This is a genomic window from Kiloniella sp. (genome assembly GCF_965205715.1).
In the GTDB taxonomy this organism is placed as follows: domain Bacteria; phylum Pseudomonadota; class Alphaproteobacteria; order Kiloniellales; family Kiloniellaceae; genus Kiloniella.
On the sequence record NZ_CBDBHW010000014.1, the window covers coordinates 475,162 to 493,190 of the forward strand.

Annotated in this window: 16 protein-coding genes; 8 read left to right on the forward strand and 8 right to left on the reverse strand. The window is 47.2% G+C overall.

The features are described from left to right. The first annotated feature begins 70 nt into the window (after positions 1-70). Complete coding sequence (locus ACOGW3_RS19100; protein ID WP_419904419.1) at positions 71-1,003, forward strand: LysR substrate-binding domain-containing protein; 933 nt, start codon at positions 71-73, stop codon at positions 1,001-1,003. A gap of 134 nt (positions 1,004-1,137) precedes the next feature. Continuing rightward, complete coding sequence (locus ACOGW3_RS19105; protein WP_419904420.1) at positions 1,138-1,794, forward strand: helix-turn-helix domain-containing protein; 657 nt, start codon at positions 1,138-1,140, stop codon at positions 1,792-1,794. 98 nt (positions 1,795-1,892) lie between these two features. On the opposite strand, the gene ACOGW3_RS19110 is transcribed toward ACOGW3_RS19105, so the two are convergent. From ACOGW3_RS19110 to ACOGW3_RS19125, 4 genes are all read right to left on the reverse strand, one after another. Further along, entirely contained in the window at positions 1,893-2,933 is a 1,041-nt protein-coding gene (locus ACOGW3_RS19110; protein WP_419904421.1) for a heme-dependent oxidative N-demethylase family protein, read from the reverse strand. Positions 2,934-2,944: 11 nt separating this feature from the next. Next, on the reverse strand, positions 2,945-3,910 hold the full coding sequence (locus ACOGW3_RS19115; RefSeq protein WP_419904422.1) for a PDR/VanB family oxidoreductase: 966 nt from the start codon (positions 3,908-3,910) through the stop codon (positions 2,945-2,947). Next, positions 3,907-4,515, reverse strand: a complete 609-nt coding sequence (locus ACOGW3_RS19120; protein ID WP_419904423.1) for a dimethylamine monooxygenase subunit DmmA family protein — start codon at positions 4,513-4,515, stop codon at positions 3,907-3,909. The genes ACOGW3_RS19115 and ACOGW3_RS19120 overlap by 4 nt, the downstream gene beginning before the upstream one ends. Positions 4,516-4,584: 69 nt before the next feature. Beyond that, positions 4,585-5,718: an aminomethyltransferase family protein gene (locus ACOGW3_RS19125; protein WP_419904424.1), complete on the reverse strand. Its 1,134-nt coding sequence runs from the start codon at positions 5,716-5,718 to the stop codon at positions 4,585-4,587. 225 nt (positions 5,719-5,943) lie between these two features. On the opposite strand from ACOGW3_RS19125, the gene ACOGW3_RS19130 reads away from it, so the two are divergent. The 6 genes from ACOGW3_RS19130 to glnT all read left to right on the forward strand — a co-directional run bounded on the left by ACOGW3_RS19130 (position 5,944) and on the right by glnT (position 11,954). Next, positions 5,944-7,233 carry an ammonium transporter gene (locus ACOGW3_RS19130; protein ID WP_419905959.1) on the forward strand — a complete coding sequence of 430 codons (1,290 nt, stop codon included), beginning with the start codon at positions 5,944-5,946 and terminating at the stop codon, positions 7,231-7,233. Between the two features lie 21 nt (positions 7,234-7,254). Next, positions 7,255-7,470, forward strand: a complete 216-nt coding sequence (locus ACOGW3_RS19135; RefSeq protein ID WP_419904425.1) for a hypothetical protein — start codon at positions 7,255-7,257, stop codon at positions 7,468-7,470. 150 nt (positions 7,471-7,620) lie between these two features. After that, positions 7,621-8,517, forward strand: coding sequence for a class II glutamine amidotransferase (locus ACOGW3_RS19140; protein ID WP_419904426.1), 897 nt, complete (start codon positions 7,621-7,623; stop codon positions 8,515-8,517). A 1-nt stretch (position 8,518) separates the two neighbouring features. Next, the gene (locus ACOGW3_RS19145; RefSeq protein WP_419904427.1) at positions 8,519-9,202 is read left to right on the forward strand and encodes a protein GlxC; all 684 of its coding nucleotides are present in this window, start codon (positions 8,519-8,521) and stop codon (positions 9,200-9,202) included. A gap of 10 nt (positions 9,203-9,212) precedes the next feature. Next, positions 9,213-10,553, forward strand: coding sequence for an FMN-binding glutamate synthase family protein (locus tag ACOGW3_RS19150; protein ID WP_419904428.1), 1,341 nt, complete (start codon positions 9,213-9,215; stop codon positions 10,551-10,553). Positions 10,554-10,637: 84 nt separating this feature from the next. Further along, positions 10,638-11,954, forward strand: a complete 1,317-nt coding sequence (glnT, locus tag ACOGW3_RS19155) for a type III glutamate--ammonia ligase (protein WP_419904429.1) — start codon at positions 10,638-10,640, stop codon at positions 11,952-11,954. Positions 11,955-12,048: 94 nt separating this feature from the next. Here glnT and ACOGW3_RS19160 read toward each other — a convergent pair whose 3' ends face one another. The 4 genes from ACOGW3_RS19160 to ACOGW3_RS19175 form a co-directional block, all read right to left on the reverse strand. Beyond that, complete coding sequence (locus ACOGW3_RS19160; protein WP_419904430.1) at positions 12,049-12,462, reverse strand: group II truncated hemoglobin; 414 nt, start codon at positions 12,460-12,462, stop codon at positions 12,049-12,051. A gap of 40 nt (positions 12,463-12,502) precedes the next feature. Further along, on the reverse strand, positions 12,503-13,399 hold the full coding sequence (locus ACOGW3_RS19165; RefSeq protein ID WP_419904431.1) for a bifunctional 5,10-methylenetetrahydrofolate dehydrogenase/5,10-methenyltetrahydrofolate cyclohydrolase: 897 nt from the start codon (positions 13,397-13,399) through the stop codon (positions 12,503-12,505). A 108-nt stretch (positions 13,400-13,507) separates the two neighbouring features. Further along, entirely contained in the window at positions 13,508-15,184 is a 1,677-nt protein-coding gene (locus ACOGW3_RS19170) for a formate--tetrahydrofolate ligase (RefSeq protein WP_419904432.1), read from the reverse strand. Between the two features lie 390 nt (positions 15,185-15,574). Continuing rightward, positions 15,575-17,764 (reverse strand): OsmC domain/YcaO domain-containing protein, encoded by a 2,190-nt coding sequence (locus ACOGW3_RS19175; RefSeq protein WP_419904433.1) that lies wholly within the window; start codon positions 17,762-17,764, stop codon positions 15,575-15,577. Positions 17,765-18,029: the final 265 nt, after the last annotated feature.

The following is an 18,029-nucleotide window of genomic DNA, read 5'->3' on the forward strand; positions in this document are numbered from 1 at the left end:
CTAACAAAAAAATTACCCACAGGCTCTGATTTGGGCTGATTTCATCTGTAGAGGGACGGGTTCCGTAATAATGCAAAGCAAGAAAAACACCCTACCGCCCCTTGATTACCTCCTGGCCTTTGAAGCTGCAGCCGATTGTGAAAGCTTTGTCGGCGCTTCAAAAAACCTGAATATCAGTGAAACTGCGATCAGTCGAAAAGTGCGATTATTGGAATTGCACTACCGTGCCTCCTTTTTTTTACGTCGACACAGATCTATAAGCCTGACCCCTGATGGGCGGTCGTTTCTGAATCAAATTCAGCCTGCCTTACAGATTTTGCGTGATGCCTCTAATCAAATTATCAATAAGCCTAAAAACCGCCCTGTAACACTAGCGGCGACAAACTCAGTGGCCTCGCTGTGGCTCATGCCGCGATTACGCAAATTTAATCGCAGCAATAAACATCTCAAAATCATGCTCGTTGCTTCTGATAGCGATGAAGAATGCCTGGCTGAAACGGTTGATCTTTCTATCTTACGTGGAGATGGGAATTGGCCGGGTTTTCAATCCCGGCTGTTATTTGGCGAAACTATATTTCCGGTTTGTTCGCCAGATTTTTTAAAGGCAAACCCACAGGCCAATGAAATATCAAACCTGAGCAAGCTTGCGTTAATTGAAGTCTCCAGTAGCCATTCGGAGTGGATGAATTGGAAGACTTGGTTATCGCACAACACCATTGAAAACGTTGAGTTCGATCAGGCAGCCCTGTTCAATACCTATCCTCTCTCGATACAGGCCGCGGTTGATGGTCTTGGCGTTGCACTTGGTTGGGGGCATCTCGTCGATGAATTACTCAATGAGGGAAAATTGGTGCGTCCACTTGGACCGACCGATATCCGCACCCAATTCGGTTATTACCTACTGCGTTCAGATAAAGCGACCTCATTTCCTGAATGTCAGGTCGTCAAAGATTGGTTGTTGAATATCAGTGCAACTCGGAAAAGATATCGAACAGTCGATTAAAAACCATCCCTTGTTCATTTTTATGCGTTTTTTCTTACTGTCAGGAAACTAAATCTGGCATGAGCGTAGCAGATTATCTACTATAACACCTAGATGACGCGAGAATACAAACCCATAAACAAAGGCCTTGCCAAATGAAATCCGAAGTGTTGGAAAACGACATATCGACAGTAGCGTTATCACAGGATCCACATCGGGTGCGGGATGAACGTGAAAAGATTCTTGAGGTCGCTATTGGACGTGAAGTAAGAGCTTACCGTCGACAAAAAGGCGTCACAGTGGCCGAGCTTTCCAAACTGACTGGCCTTTCCATTGGTATGTTGTCAAAGATTGAAAATGGCAATACATCTCCCTCGCTAACAACTCTGCAAACCCTGTCTAATGCTCTGAGTGTACCACTCACAGCTTTCTTTCGAAGATTTGAAGAAACACGCGATGCCGTTCACACCAAATCTGGTGAAGGTGTGGAGATGGAACGCGATGGCACACGGGCAGGCCATCAATACAATCTGTTAGGGCATATAGGATCTAACGCCAGTGGCGTTGTGGTTGAACCTTATTTGATCTCCTTAACTGAAGAGTCCGATATTTTCCCCACCTTCCAACATGAAGGTATCGAGATGCTATATATGCTGGAAGGTGAAGTAGATTATCGGCACGGCAATAAAATCTATTCCCTAAAACCGGGCGACACCCTGTTCTTTGACGCCGATGCCCCCCACGGTCCAGAGGTTTTGATTAAATTGCCCGCCCGCTACCTGTCTGTAATTTCATATTCACAAGCAACGTAGCGCCCAGGATTTATCTTTGTAAGTTAGTTTTGAACAGCACAGAAAAACCTAAAAATGTAATTCTGTGCTGTTTTTCTAGTTACTCTTTTTAATGAGTATTAATCCCGCCAAACTCCAGGAGAGGTTTCTTCTCCGTTATCAAACTCTGACAGATAGTCGACGATCATCGGTCGATTGGCAATAAAGCCTTTATAGGTGGCCAATTCTTCAGGTAAATCGCGTATTACCCGATGGAAGCGACGCCCCCATTTAGGAACGCTGACCAATTCTTCCAGCCTGATTAGATAACAGCGGATCGGAAACACCAGTGCGTTAGAGCGGGGTAGCCTGAAAAACGTTTGCAACTCAACCCGCAGATGTTGTTTCTCTCCGACATTGTCCGGCGTTAAGGTCGTCTTTTCGATACCCCATTTGTGATAATTCTCCGGGCTGGTATCAAGCAAAGGATTAACCGTCATTGTCCAGTTCAGCCGCCTTGCGGGTGCACCTTGTTGAATATTTAAAAGAAATTTCAGGGCACGTACAAAAATACCCATTTCATGTGCTTTGGGGACTGGCGCATGCCATTCAAAGAAATTCATGCCAATATCGAAATCCAATGACCAATCAGCCTGCGTCGTGACCATACCCGCGTCCATCCACAGATTATCATCACGCTGATCCAGAACGGCGAAATCCCCTTGAGTTTGGCGGGTAATGTATTCCATGGGCCCATAAGGCAGCGTGGTTTCATCCATAAATACGAATTTATGATCAATATCCATTGGCTTATTGATCCAATGCCAGTTATTGCCATTGCGATGTAACTCGAACAGATCAGGGTAGTCCTCTGACTTACTGACCATGATCAGTTCCAAAAGATCCCACCCGGCCAAGGTCATATGTGGCAGGGATTGGCACCGCAAAGGATCATCGGCCAGCACCAACGCCCGATCTTTCATCTCTGCAACATAGTGCTCATCCACATCGAAACGTTTTTCATAAACGGAGCCCTCTGGACCGCCTTTGTGCTGCTCCATATTTACCGAATACATGTAACTATCTTCGTGGAACGGAAAAGGAAAGCGGTCTATCGCCCATTGCGAATTCTTAAAGGTGTAATCACCGCGAAAGGTTTCTTGGTTGAATTGTATCGTCATGTCATCTCTCCCTAGCGATCCAAAATGAGAGACTTGCCCTCGAACCGACTGACACATGGCATGATTTTATTGCCGTTTGATTTTTGATCTTCATCCAACCAGTGATCATGATGGATAAGTGTGCCATCACAGTCGACCACATTGGTTTCGCATTGACCGCAAGCCCCGCCTCGACAAAGGTAAGGTGCATCAACACCTGCAGCCTCGATGGCTTCCAACAGGCTCTGATGTTCCCCGACCTGGATGATCTTGTTTGAAGCGCTCAACTTGACTTCAAAGGGTTTGCCGGATTTCGGAGCGAGGAATTCTTCATAATGCACTGCTTCATCGGGCCAACCCTGTGCTTCAGCTCCCCCCCGCACCCAGTTGATCATACCTTTTGGACCGCAGATATAGATGTGGGTGCCAAGAGGCTGCCCCTCTAATAAACGTTCAAGGTTGATCGACTGTTTTTGATCATCGAAATAGATCTGCACATTATTTGGGTAATGATCGATCAACTCATCAACATATGATCCAAGTGCGGCAGTGCGAACAGTATAATGCAGCTCAAAATGGTTGTTCATAACCGAGAGCTGCTTTATCTGCGCCAAAAACGGGGTAATCCCGATACCACCCGCGATCATCAAATGCTTTTTTGCCCTAAGATCTAATGAAAACAAATTCACCGGATAGCTAATGACCATCTGGTCACCCACTTTGACTTTCTGATGCATGAACAAAGACCCACCCCGACCTTCCTCGTCCCTCCGCACCGAAATGGTATAGGCCCTTTGATCCATCGGGTCTGACATCAGCGAATAGGGATTGAGACGGGTGACATCACCGTCTTTCATCTCGACAACAGTATGGGCACCACCAGAGAATGTTGGTAGCTGTCCGCCGTCTGTCCGCTCGAATTTGAACCGCTTAACCAACGTGTTGAGTTCGACAACATCCGTCACTGTCACTGCAATTTTACTTGTTCCCGCGCTCATGAGTACAACTCCACTGGGGTTGGTACATTTCCGGGATCTTCAGCATCCACACATACCCCCTGAAAGGCCGCATGACGGCGCGAATAATGATCGCGCACAAACAGGTTTAATCCACAATGAGAACAGACAAATGGATCAACCATCACATCCTCGGTGATGCCTTTACAATGCACACACTGCATACGACGCCCGACGGAACCGCGGTGTTCTGTTTGAATCGCCGTATGGAGGATACCTGCATTGACAGCTTCTTGCATGGCTTGTCCAATAAGACTTTCTGTACCCGCAAGATAAACCTGAAGCCCCATATGGGCATCAGCTAACACCCGACGAAGTCGTGAGACTGATGCCTCATAACTGGGACCAACATGAAGCTGGGCAATAGTCATACTTTCCAGTTTTTCTATATAAACTGTCCCAATATTTTTTGGAAAATAAAAAATATGACTTTTGGCTATCAATTCGGCATCCGCGATGGCCAAGTCAAAGAGCGCTTCAGCCCCCTCACCATCAGCAATCATCAAATGTGATTTCCCCGGTCGAGCCTCAAGAGTGCCATAGATAGGTCGGCTGATAATCGATTTGGGAAAGTTAAACTTGGACATGTCCACTACACCACCTTATTTGTCCGTTTTGTCAAAAAAGTATGTGAATTATAGGAAATACCAAGCTCCCTACCCTTTGGCTGTACGCCGTTTTTTATCCACATCATAAAATGGCATAGAATGCGCTATACAGTTAATTTCACCACTTTCATTCTTAACGGTCATAGCCACGCCATCAACTGCGCAATCCACAGGCATTCTGGCGATACCCACGTTGTGATTGTTTAGTGGCGAATACATACCAATGGTAACAACCCCGACCTGCTTGCCGTCTTTCATCAGTGGCGCCCCTTCTTCAGCGGGTTCAAGACCATCCAGTTTCACGCCATAAATTTTAAAGCGCTCTTGCCCTTTCAAGCGATAGTGCTCTTCTGCGCCCCGAAACCCGGTCTTGCCAGGAGACACAGTGAAGTCCAGACCTAATTCCCATAGGGTATCGCCATGTTTTTCATTCTCAAATGGATACATTTCGGAATTATCATAAGGGAAGAACAACAGATAGCTTTCAGCACGCAGCCAGTCCAGGGTCGTAAAGCGTGTTGGGATAATTCCCATTGAAGCACCTCTTTCAACCAAGGTATCCCAGATATCCGGGGCGTCCTGACCTCGACAGAAAATTTCATACCCGCGCTCACCGGTATATCCCGTACGCGAAATCGTGACCGGTTTGTCAAACAGTGTCGTATGGATATGGCTGAAATAAACAACATCCCGGATACCTGGGACGTATTCCTCCAGGAAATCAACAGCCATTGGCCCCTGTAGAGAAATATCATGCAGGTTGTCATCAAACCTGATATCGACATCACGCCCTGTTGCAGCCATAGTCAACTGCTCGTGCCCCTGACCTGAACCGTGTACCACCATAAAACTATTCGGGCCCATACGGTAGATCACGCAATCATCGATAAACTTTCCATCGTCATTAAGCATACAGGCATAAGTGGAACGTCCCGGCTTGATCTTTTCAACATTTCGAGTGGTGGCCCGATCAATGACGTGGCTTGCATGAGGACCGATGACATGAACCTTTTTCAAACCGGATACATCCATAAATCCAGCCTTGGTTCTAATCGCCAGATATTCTTCTTCCTGATCTTTGTCATAAGACCACGCGGTGCCCATTCCGCTCCAATCTTCAAGTTGTGAGCCCATGGCACGGTGGCGTTCACCCAGTGTTGAGAACCTCCAAGATGCAGTCATTTTATCCTCCCTGTTTCATTTATCCAGAATCGATTTCTGGTCATTTTTAAGAGACAGGTTGACAGAAGGACACCTTTGAACGCAACATTAAAAGAAAAAAATATTACTACCAGGCAACTTTTATCATAATGAAAAAGCGAACGGGGAGTTTGAAAAGTGGATGGAAATCTAAATGCATTAACCACCATATTTACTGAATTTTACTACTGGGTAACTGTGGTCTTTATGTTCCTGATTCACGTCGGGTTCTGCATGTATGAAGTGGGCGCGAGCAGACGCCGCAACCATATGCATACACTCATGAAAAATATCATGATCATACCTTTGGTAACGGTGACATTCTTCTTCTTCGGATGGTGGATCTATTGGGCCTTTCCGGACTTCCCTTTCTTTGGAGGATTAAACCATGAGGCAGGTAACGCCAATCTGCCCTGGTCAGAGAATATGGGTACTAACCTTGGGGACAGAATCACGGGTGTGTTCTGGGCCGCATTTTTGCTCTTTTCCTGGACAGCAGCCTCAATTGTATCCGGTTCAGTCATAGAACGGATTCGCTCCAGCGCGCTTTGGGTGCATGCCGTCCTTATCGGTTCGGTCTTCTGGATCATCGATGCTGCCTGGGGCTGGCACTATGCCGGTTGGATGGTGAAATACCTCGGCTATCATGATGCCTATGCATCAGGTGTGATCCACGCCATTGCTGGCGGATATGCATTGGGGGTACTTATGGTACTCGGCCCAAGGCTCGGAAAATTCGCAAAAGATGGTACGCCACGCGATATACCACCGCATAACCCCTGGATGCTGACAATCGGAATATTCCTGATCTATACCGGATTTTGGGGCTTTTACGCTGCCTGCAACGTACCAGCTATTTCACCTGAAGCTATCGGTGGTGAGATCACAGGTACAACTTGGACCGCGACCAATATCTATCTAGCACCAACAACTCTTTCCGCAATTACCGTTAACTTCCTGATGTCTCTGTCCGGTGGATTGATGGCCGCATATGTCGTTTCAAAGGGCGATGCCTTCTGGACCTTCTCAGGTGGTCTTGCCGGGATTATCACCGCTTCTGCGGGTAACGATCTCTATCACCCAATCCAGGCAATGGTCATTGGTGCAGTCGGTGTTGTGATTGTTTACAAACTTCACTACTGGGTAGAGCGTCGGTTCAAGCTTGATGATGCCGTAGGTGCTGTTGCTGTACACGGGTATTCCGGCGTTGTTGGCCTAATCATTTCAGGTTTTGTTCTATGGGATGTACCTGCTTCACCATTCGAAGGTTATGCCGCAATCACACCACTCGGGCAAACAATCGGCGCGGTCATTATGTTCTTTGTACTTGGTTTCTTACCTGGTTGGGCCGTTGCCAAGATGCAACATGCAGCTGGCGCCTTACGCATCCCAGAAGAAGTCGAACTACAGGGTCTCGATTATGCTGAGCACCACGCCTACGAAGACTCAAAGGCTGAGATCATCGAAGCCGATAAAGCCTTCCTGGCCCAAAGATAAGCAGAAAAAGGAGTACTGAGTATGTCCACTATTGGCTATGAAAATTGGGCCGTAGACCTGGCCGAAGTTGGTGCTGTCTATCCTTTTCAGGGATGGGAGGTTGCCATGACCGTTGTCGGCGTCCTGTTTTGGCTAGGCTGGCACCGCATTCAATTTATTCGGGAAAGTGAACATCTCGAGAATGCAAAGCGACTTGGCGAAAGAGAAAAGATAACCAGGTCTCTCGAGCGTTATTAAATAACGTTATTTTACTGCCGGAACTACAGGCGGCGAAGTAAATTCGTCGCCTGGATTTTCCCTGACATGAAAAAAAGTTTCTTCTCAGTTGATATGATTTCGAATCAGTGCTAGCGTTTGAATCTCATTACCAAAGAAGGGTCAAAGCCAATGTGCGGTATCGTTGGATTATTTATAAAAGACAAAACATTGGAGCCTGAACTAGGCGATTTACTGACAAACATGTTGGTAACCATGACAGATCGTGGCCCTGACAGTGCAGGCATTGCTATTTACGGAAGTAATACAGATCAACATGCCAAACTGACTGTGCAGTCTGACAATGCATCAGAAGACTTTGCGGCGCTTGATAGTGACCTAGGCAAAGCCATTGGCGCACAAGTCTCAATACGACGAAAAGACACCCATGCCGTTTTAGAAATACCAGCATCTAAAATGATTGAAGCACGTAAAGTCCTTCGCACCCTGCGCCCGGACGTATGTGTTATGAGTGCTGGTGACAGCATCGAAATTTATAAAGAAGTCGGGCTACCAAAAGACGTTGCTTCTCGATTTAACATTTCAAAAATGAGCGGTAGTCACGGTATAGGCCACACCCGCATGGCCACAGAATCTGCTGTCACAACCATGGGCGCACACCCCTTTTCTACGGGTTCGGATCAATGCCTCGTGCACAATGGCTCGCTGTCAAACCACAACAGTTTACGACGCAAGCTCATCCGCGAAGGCATTCATATTGAAACCCTTAACGATACAGAAGTAGGCGCCGCCTATCTGACCTGGAAAATGCAGCAGGGCAGTACATTAGGTGAAGCCTTGGAAAGTAGCCTTGAAGACCTCGACGGATTTTTCACCTTCGTCGTGGGTACAAAAGATGGCTTTGGCGTCGTACGCGATCCGATCGCCTGTAAACCTGCAGTAATGGCAGAAACGGATCAATACGTCGCCTTTGGCTCTGAATATCGAGCTCTGGTAAATCTACCTGGCATCGAAGACGCCAAAGTTTGGGAACCAGAACCCGCAACTGTTTACTTTTGGAATCATTGATATGCAGACATTTGATCTAGAAGAGCGAGGTTTGCGTGAATTAAACGCAACCCTCCACGCTCAAAAAGACGACACAAACCAGACCGCCTGGGAAGTCATCAATGCCAAAGGAAGTCATGCGATTGCTGTCGGCCTCGATGCGCCAATAGAAGTAACGGTTAAAGGCTCAACTGGTTACTACTGTGCCGGGATGAACAAACAAGCCACCATTAATGTTCACGGCTCTGCTGGGCCGGGCGTCGCCGAAAATATGATGTCAGGTACTGTCATCGTAGAAGGCGACGCCAGTCAGTATGCCGGAGCAACCGGCCACGGCGGGTTACTCGTGATCAAAGGTAACGCCTCTTCACGATGCGGAATATCCATGAAAGGCATTGATATTGTCGTCCACGGCAACATCGGTCACATGTCAGCCTTTATGGCCCAATCAGGCAACCTCGTGGTTTGTGGCGATGCGGGTGACGCCCTGGGGGACAGCCTCTACGAAGCCCGGCTTTTTGTCCGCGGGTCAGTGAAAAGTCTTGGGGCAGATTGCATCGAAAAAGAGATGGAACCTAAACACCTAAGAATTTTGCAGGTTTTACTCGACCGTGCGGGATCAGACGCAAACCCCGAAGATTTCAAACGATATGGATCTGCGCGAAAACTATACAATTTCGATGTAGATAATGCCGCGGCCTATTAAGGAGATGGACATGACAGATAATAACGATAATCCCATCCCGCGCACGACGCCAATCCAGTCCGCGACTTTCACAAATTCAATCAACGCAGAGATCCGCCGTGCCGCAGCCACGGGTATCTATGATATTCGCGGTGGCGGTGCCAAGCGACGGGTTCCACATTTTGACGACCTCCTGTTCCTTGGCGCCTCTATTTCACGTTACCCCTTAGAAGGTTATCGTGAAAAATGCGAAACCAAGGTGACACTTGGTACCCGTTTCGCAAAAAAGCCAATTGAGCTGGATACACCTGTGACCATCGCTGGAATGAGCTTTGGTGCTCTATCTGGCCCCGCAAAAGAAGCCCTTGGCCGTGGCGCTTCCGCTGCGGGAACCTCTACGACGACAGGTGATGGAGGTATGACAGCAGAAGAACGCGGTCATTCCAACAAGTTGGTTTATCAATACCTCCCCTCCCGCTATGGCATGAACCCGGATGATTTACGCAAAGCTGATGCGATTGAAATCGTTATCGGTCAGGGTGCAAAACCCGGGGGCGGCGGAATGTTACTGGGACAGAAAATCAGCGACCGGGTTGCCGAAATGCGTAACCTGCCCAAGGGAATTGATCAGCGCTCAGCTTGCCGTCATCCCGATTGGACCGGCCCCGATGATCTAGAGATTAAAATTCTGGAACTGCGTGAAATAACAGGCTGGGAAAAACCGATATACGTAAAGATCGGTGGTACACGCCCTTATTTCGACACCACTTTGGCCGTAAAATCCGGAGCCGATGTAATTGTTCTTGATGGCATGCAGGGCGGGACGGCTGCGACGCAGGATGTCTTCATCGAACATGTCGGTTTGCCAACACTGGCTTGCATCCGCCCAGCAGTACAAGCCTTGCAAGATCTTGGTCTGCACCGTGAAGTTCAACTCGTTGTGTCCGGTGGTATTCGCACAGGTGCCGATGTCGCCAAAGCAATGGCACTCGGTGCCGATGCTGTAGCTATTGGTACTGCCGCTTTGGTTGCCTTGGGCGACAATGATCCAAAATGGGAAGCTGAATACCAAAAACTTGGGACCACAACAGGCGCCTATGATGACTGGCACGAGGGCCAGGACCCAGCTGGTATTACCACGCAAGATCCAGAACTCATGGCACGCTTTGATCCCATTGAGGGGGGGCGACGTCTGAAAAATTACCTGAAGGTGCTAACCCTAGAGGCTCAAACTATTGCCCGAGCTTGTGGTAAAAATCACCTTCACAATTTGGAACCAGAAGACCTATGTGCCCTGACAATGGAAGCCGCTGCAATGGCGCGCGTTCCCCTTGCTGGCACGGAATGGTACCCAGGGAAAACAGGATTTTAATAACATAAAAAAATTGAGGCACAGTTTACAATGTAGGCTGTGCCTCTTAAATTTTAAGAACAACAGGGAAAGGGAAGACGGACCATGACGATAGATCTGGCTGCTTTCGCGCAAGAGAATAATGTTAAGTATTTCATGATCTCCTTTACCGACCTATTCGGGGGACAAAGAGCAAAACTTGTACCGGCACAAGCCATCGCCGACATGCAAGAAGAAGGCGCCGGGTTCGCGGGCTTTGCGACTTGGCTGGATTTAACACCGGCCCATCCAGACATGTTAGCAGTTCCGGATCCATCTTCAGTGATTCAACTGCCCTGGAACCCAGAAGTGGCTTGGGTTGCCGGAAATTGCGTGATGGAAGGCGAAGATGTCGCCCAGGCCCCCCGCAACGTCCTACGCCGTCTGATCAGAGAAGCTGCAGATGATGGCATGCACGTTAAAACCGGAATCGAAGCTGAATTCTTCTTGTTAACCCCAGATGGTGAAGAGCTTTCAGATCCTTTCGATACTGCCGTCAAACCTTGTTACGACCAACAGGCCGTTATGCGTCGCTACGATGTCATCAAAGAGATATGTGATTACATGCTTGATCTTGGTTGGGGCCCCTATCAGAACGACCACGAGGACGCCAATGGTCAGTTCGAAATGAACTGGGATTTCGACGATGCCCTGGCAACTGCAGATAAGCACAGCTTCTTCAAATTCATGACGAGATCTGTCGCTGAAAAGCATGGATTTAGAGCAACCTTCATGCCCAAACCTATCGAAGGTTTGACGGGCAATGGATGCCACGCCCATGTTTCGGTGTGGGATGCGCCTGGTGAAAAATCCACAAAAAATGTATTTGCTGATAATGACAAAGAATTGGGGCTGTCGGATAAAGGGCGTGCCTTCCTTGGCGGCATTATGAAACATGCCAGCGCACTGGCTGCAATCACCAATCCGACCGTTAACAGCTATAAGCGTATCAATGCACCAAGGACAATGTCCGGTGCAACTTGGGCCCCCAATACTGTGACATGGACAGGGAATAACCGCACTCATATGGTGCGCGTTCCGGGCCCTGGGCGATTTGAATTGCGCTTACCGGATGGGGCGGTAAATCCGTATCTGCTTCAAGCCATCATGATTGCTGCGGGTCTGGACGGTGTACGCACCAACGCCGATCCGGGAAAACGCTGGGACATCGATATGTACGCCGAAGGCCACAAAGTTACTGATGCGCCGAAGCTACCGTTAAATATGCTAGATGCTCTGCGGGAATACGACAAAGACAAGTCTTTGAAGGCAATGATGGGCAAAGAATTCTCGGCCGCCTACCTGAAGATGAAACACCAGGAATGGAATTCTTTCGTATCCCATTTCTCCCAATGGGAAAAAGAAAACACACTCGATATTTAAACCCTCAGGGCAATTGAATTCTAGATAAAAAAAACCGACGCAACTGATATTGCGTCGGTTTTTTTTATAATAAGTACACAGTTCCAGAACTTCATCAGGCATTTCTAGGCAGGCCCCATTCCGTAAGATCATTTACAAGCAACATGCTAATACGCCGGAAAATACCACGTAACTTTTCAACTTCAGGCCCGCTGAGCTTCAACTGTATCAGAGCCTGATCCATACAAGTAAGCCAATTTTCCGCATCCTGTTGCGATATTGGCACATGGGCATGCATCAGTTTCACATCCATATGACCATGTTTTTCTTCGTAATAGCGACGCCCACCGAGAAAGCCGGATAGAAAATTAAATTGCTCAACTCGAGCATGATCCAATCCATGTCCACGCAAATGAAGCTTTCGTAACTTTTCTCCTTCCGGCAAGGTCTCAATCAAGTCATAGAAAACCTCAACCAGTTTATGAAGGGGCTCCTCCCCGCCAATATGATCTATCATGCGCTTTGGCATGTACGTTTCTCCGCTTCGAGTTGATTATTGAGCACGTTTTTCACTTGATCCAACCCGCCTCTTTTTGCCGCTGATGGGCAACGGTTGCGTTGCGCATCAGGATAGAAACGGTTACAGGGCCAACACCACCAGGAACCGGGGTAATCCATCCCGCGACTTCCAGAACATTCTCAGTATCAACGTCACCAACAATCGAGTGTTGGCCTTTGGCATCGGTCAGTTGGTTAATCCCAATATCGATGACAACAGCACCGGGTTTGATCATATCTGATTTTAGGAAATGTGGTTTCCCCACGGCAACCACCACCACATCCGCACGTCGAGAATGCATAGCAACCGATCGCGTCATATGGTGACACACTGTAACGGTAGCCCCCTCAGCCATAAGTAGGAATGCAGCTGGTTTACCAACGACTTCGGAATGTCCGATCATGACAACTTCAAGCCCTTTTAAATCAAGCCCGGTTCCCTTAATCAGCTCAACAGAAGCCGCTGCGGTACAGGGTGCCAAGGCAACATCAGAATAGACAATATTCCCGATCGAAGCCGGACTCATGCCCTCCACATCCTTAAGCGGGTGTATCGCGGATTGAAGGGATCGAACATTGATGTGACCCGGTACCGGACGCTGTAGAATGATGCCCAGAACATCTGGATCATCGTTCATTTGGGTAATCAGTGTTTTGCATTCTTCCTGCTTGACATCACTGCCCCACAATTGCTGATCAAAACGAATACCTGCCTGTGCGGCGCCCCTCGCTTGGTTACGTGCGTAAACGGCGACCTCTGGTGTATCGCCGATGCTGATTGAGACTAGCCGTCCAATATTGCCATCGACACAAACATGATCCACATAAGCCCGTACTTCTGACAAGATCCGAGCTTTAACTGCCCGGCCATCAATCAGCCGATGATCCTTGAGGGGTACGACGCTCACAACATCACCCTATAACCAGTCAAATATGACATCATTCTTATACCCTGCTTGTTAAAGGAAGAGATCAAACTCAACCAGCTTTCTCCCCTTTAGCTATCCACTTAACAATCAGAAAAGGCCTTCGATATAGCCCAAATCATTGAGCATGATCGCTTCAGCACTTGGCGTTCTCGGCAACCCTGGCATCGTCATGATCTCACCACAGATCGCAACAATAAAGCCTGCTCCGGCTGACAACCGGACTTCACGGATCGGCACAGAATGCCCTTTGGGAGCCCCTCTTAAATTGGGATCCGTTGAAAAGCTATACTGTGTCTTGGCCATGCAGATCGGAAGATTGCCAAACCCAGCCTCTTCCCACTGATGCAATTGATCACGTATTTTTTGATCGGCAATTGCCTCATCAGCCCGATAGATCCGCTTGGCAATGGTGCTAATCTTGTCAAAGAGAGGGAGATCATCGGGGTACAGCGGTGAAAATTGCGATATCCCACTGTCGGCAATTTCCGCGACACGGGACGCCAACTCTTCAACGCCTTCTGAACCCAGTTCCCAATGACGACACAAGACCGCCTCAGAGCCCTGGCTGGCAACGTAATCTTTGACCGCCTGCACTTCTGCTTCGGTATCTGTCACAAAGTGATTAATCGCAACGACAACAGGAACGCCAAAGGATTTCAAGTTTCCGATATGCTGACCAAGATTTGCGCAACCATTATTTACCGCGGCCACATTTTCCGCACCCAGATCCGCCTTGGCCACACCACCGTTCATTTTCATCGCCCGAACTGTTGCGACCAACACGACACAATCGGGAGCAAGCCCCGCCTTGCGACACTTGATATTCATAAACTTCTCGGCCCCGAGATCAGCGCCAAAGCCCGCCTCGGTGACGACATAATCAGCTACCTTGAGCGCCGTCGTCGTTGCAATAACAGAGTTACAACCATGTGCGATATTGGCAAAGGGACCGCCATGCACAAAGGCGGGATTGTTTTCCAGGGTCTGCACCAAATTGGGTTGCATCGCATCTTTAAGCAACACGGTCATGGCGCCATCGGCTTTGACATCACGGCAATAGATTGGAGAGCGATCGCGGCGGTAGGCCACGATAATATTCCCCAATCGCTCTTGTAAATCCTCAAGACTGGTCGCAAGACACAAGATCGCCATTACTTCCGACGCTACGGTAATGTCAAACCCAGTTTGCCGTGGAAAACCATTGGCCACGCCGCCAAGGCTGGTTACGACATCGCGCAAGACACGGTCGTTCATATCCAATACCCTGCGCCAGGTTACCCGGCGCTCATCGATCTTGAGATCATTACCCCAATAAATATGATTGTCGATCATGGCACTTAACAGATTATGTGCACTGGTGATGGCGTGGAAATCCCCGGTAAAATGCAAATTCATGTCTTCCATGGGAACAACTTGGGCATAGCCTCCCCCCGCGGCACCACCTTTCATGCCAAAGCAAGGCCCTAGAGAAGCTTCTCGAATACAGATCGCCGCCTTCTTGCCAATGCGGTTCAGCCCATCACCAAGACCGACCGTCGTTGTCGTCTTACCTTCACCTGCAGGTGTCGGATTTATCGCCGTTACCAAAATGAGTTTACCGTTCTCACGATCTTGTACTGAATTGATAAACTCCTGGCTTACCTTTGCCTTGTCATGCCCATAAGGCAAAAGATGATCGCTTCCGATACCCAGCTTCTCCCCAATCTCCTGAATAGGTCGCTTTTGTGCTTCTCTGGCTATCTCTATATCACTTTTGTACGACATAATTATTCTCTCCCTGGGGTGGCTTTATAGATAATATTTATTCACATTGTTAAACAATTATTCCTGTAGGGCAAATTCGTATATTCAAACTAATCATAAGGTATTTGGATCATAAAAATACTTTAGACATTTAAACTCATAAAATTAGAAATTAATGATTCGGAGTAGCTTAATCACGAATTTCTACAGTCCGTCCAGTATAGCGAATACAGCATCTTTGACTTCGATGAGAATTTGTTGGGCTGGGAGGTAGAGCTTTGTATTAACGCAATTACGCAATAATTAGGCTTGAAAATCGAATATTTATGCCTTCAAACAAAAAACCACCGACTTTCGTCGATGGTTTCTTGTTGATTGTTGGCTGCGTAAATAACGAGAATTGGATTATTCTTAAGAACAGTCTCGACGATTTAGTTGTAATTCCCTCGCCTTATGCAGCTTTTTATAGCTTTCAATCAATCTCAGATGTTTATCTAATCCTTCGAGTTTCATGCTCGTCTTTGTTAAGCCGGGAAATTTAACATCCCCTGTAACAGCCCCAACAACATTTTTCATGACTTCAGAACCGAACATTCTGATGAGGTTTGGTACATAATCATCGACATTCAAGTCATCATCAATTGTAATATCAAGCACCGCGTTCATAGCCCGATAAAATAGAACACGCTCCACAGTATTATCATTGAAGTTTAAGAAGTCGCTGATGTTCTCTTGCGCGTCTTCATATTGTTCCAAAGCTAAATGAATCAATATCTTCAGTTCACGAATATCCAACTTGCCCCAAACCGTATTTTCATCAAACACTATTCCGATCAAACTTGATATTACAGTATAAGGATCCAATTCGGGACCTTCTAGTCGTTCAAGCAAATCTTCAAGCTTTTCATCCGTTAATGCATGAATATTTAAAATATCTTCTCTGAACGTCAGTGCCTGATTGGTATTATCCCAAATCAAATCGTCTGCCGGATAAATTTCTGAATAATCGGGCACCAATATCCGACAAGCAGCTCCACCAAAGTCATTATAGGTCGCGACATAAACCTCTTTCCCAAGGTCAGCGAGGATATTCATCAGGCGTTCATTTTCTTCCTCTGTCGTGCCGCTGAAATCCCATTCGCTAAACTCATAATCATGCTTCGAGCTAAAGAACTTCCACGATATGACACCAGTTGAATCAATAAAATGCTCAACAAAATTATTCGGTTCGGTCAACGCATTGCTATCGAAAGTCGGAGGTGGCACGTCATTTAGCCCCTCAAAACTACGTCCTTGTAATAGTTCCGTGAGAGAACGTTCCAACGCCACCTCGAAACTTGGGTGTGCACCGAAGGAGGCAAAAACACCACCCGTTTTCGGGTTCATTAAGGTCACACACATAACGGGAAACTTACCGCCCAAAGACGCATCCTTAACTAAAACGGGGAAGCCTTTATCTTCTAACTCCTCTATACCGACTAGGATATGTGGGTATTTAGCAAGAATTTCTTTTGGCACATCGGGAAGGATAATCTCTTCCTCGATAATTTGACGTTTTACTGCCCGTTCAAAAATTTCAGATAGACACTGAACCTTTGCTTCATACAGATTATTTCCCGCACTCATACCATTGCTAACAAATAGATTTTCTATCAAATTGGACGGAAAATAGACCGTCTTCTGATCTGAGTTGCGGGTAAAGGGTAAGGCACAGATTCCACGCTCCACAAGCCCTGAGTTTGTATCAATTAAATGGGACGCTCTTAATTCGGAATCTGGATTATAGAGTTGCAGGCATCTTTCATCCATCAGCCCCTCTGGCAGAGTATCATCTGGCCCTGCTTTAAACCATTTTTCATTGGGGTAATGTACAAATTTGCTATTTGCGACCTCTTCACCGAAATAATAATCATTATAGAAGAAATTACAGCTCATACGCTCAATGTATTCACCCAAGGCCGAACAAAGTGCACTTTCCTTCGTCGCCCCTTTCCCGTTGGTAAAACACATCGGGGACGCTGCTTCGCGGATATGAAGTGACCAAACATTCGGCACAATATTACGCCAAGACGAGACTTCAATTTTAATACCAACATCGGACAGGATCGACGTCATGTTAGCAATCGTTCGTTCTAAAGGAAGATCTTTACCCACAATAATCGTGTTGCCATCGCTCTCAAGCGTTTGCAACAACGACGCATCATCCAAATTTTCCACGGGGTCAATTTTAAACTCAGGCGTTTGCTGGATGACTTTTTTCACTGTGCAGCGATCAGCCGACCTTATAATCCCTGCCCGATCACGTTCCGAAATGTTGGATGGCAATTCAACTTGAATTTGAAAGGTTTGGTTATATCTGTTTTCGGGATCAATAATATTATTTTGCGAAACTCTGATATCATCTGTTGGGATATCGCGCGACAGACAATAAAGCTTTACAAAGTATGCAGCGCAAAGAGCGGAAGAGGCTAAAAAATAATCAAAAGGACTTGGTGCGGTTCCATCGCCCTTATAGCGAATAGGCTGATCGGTCGTTACCGTAAAATCATCAAACTGCGCCTCAAGCCGAAGGTTGTCTAAAAAGTTTACAGTGATTTCCATTTGACTATATCTTTCTTGAAAACGTGCCATCAAAGAATCGGCTAAACGTAAGTACAAATATTATGCTTGGTTTAGTACTAAATTAATCCACTCATTACGAGTAACTTCTGACCAGTTCTCAGCCATCCACATGCCCCCAAACAACACAAAAAGCCCCCACCGCGTTAACAGTAGGGACTTTTTTATTGGTTCCGGGGCAGCAACCACTGAGGTTTTGATAGCCTCTAGTGGGATCATAATCAAAGCTGCCTAGGTCGGGGCATAC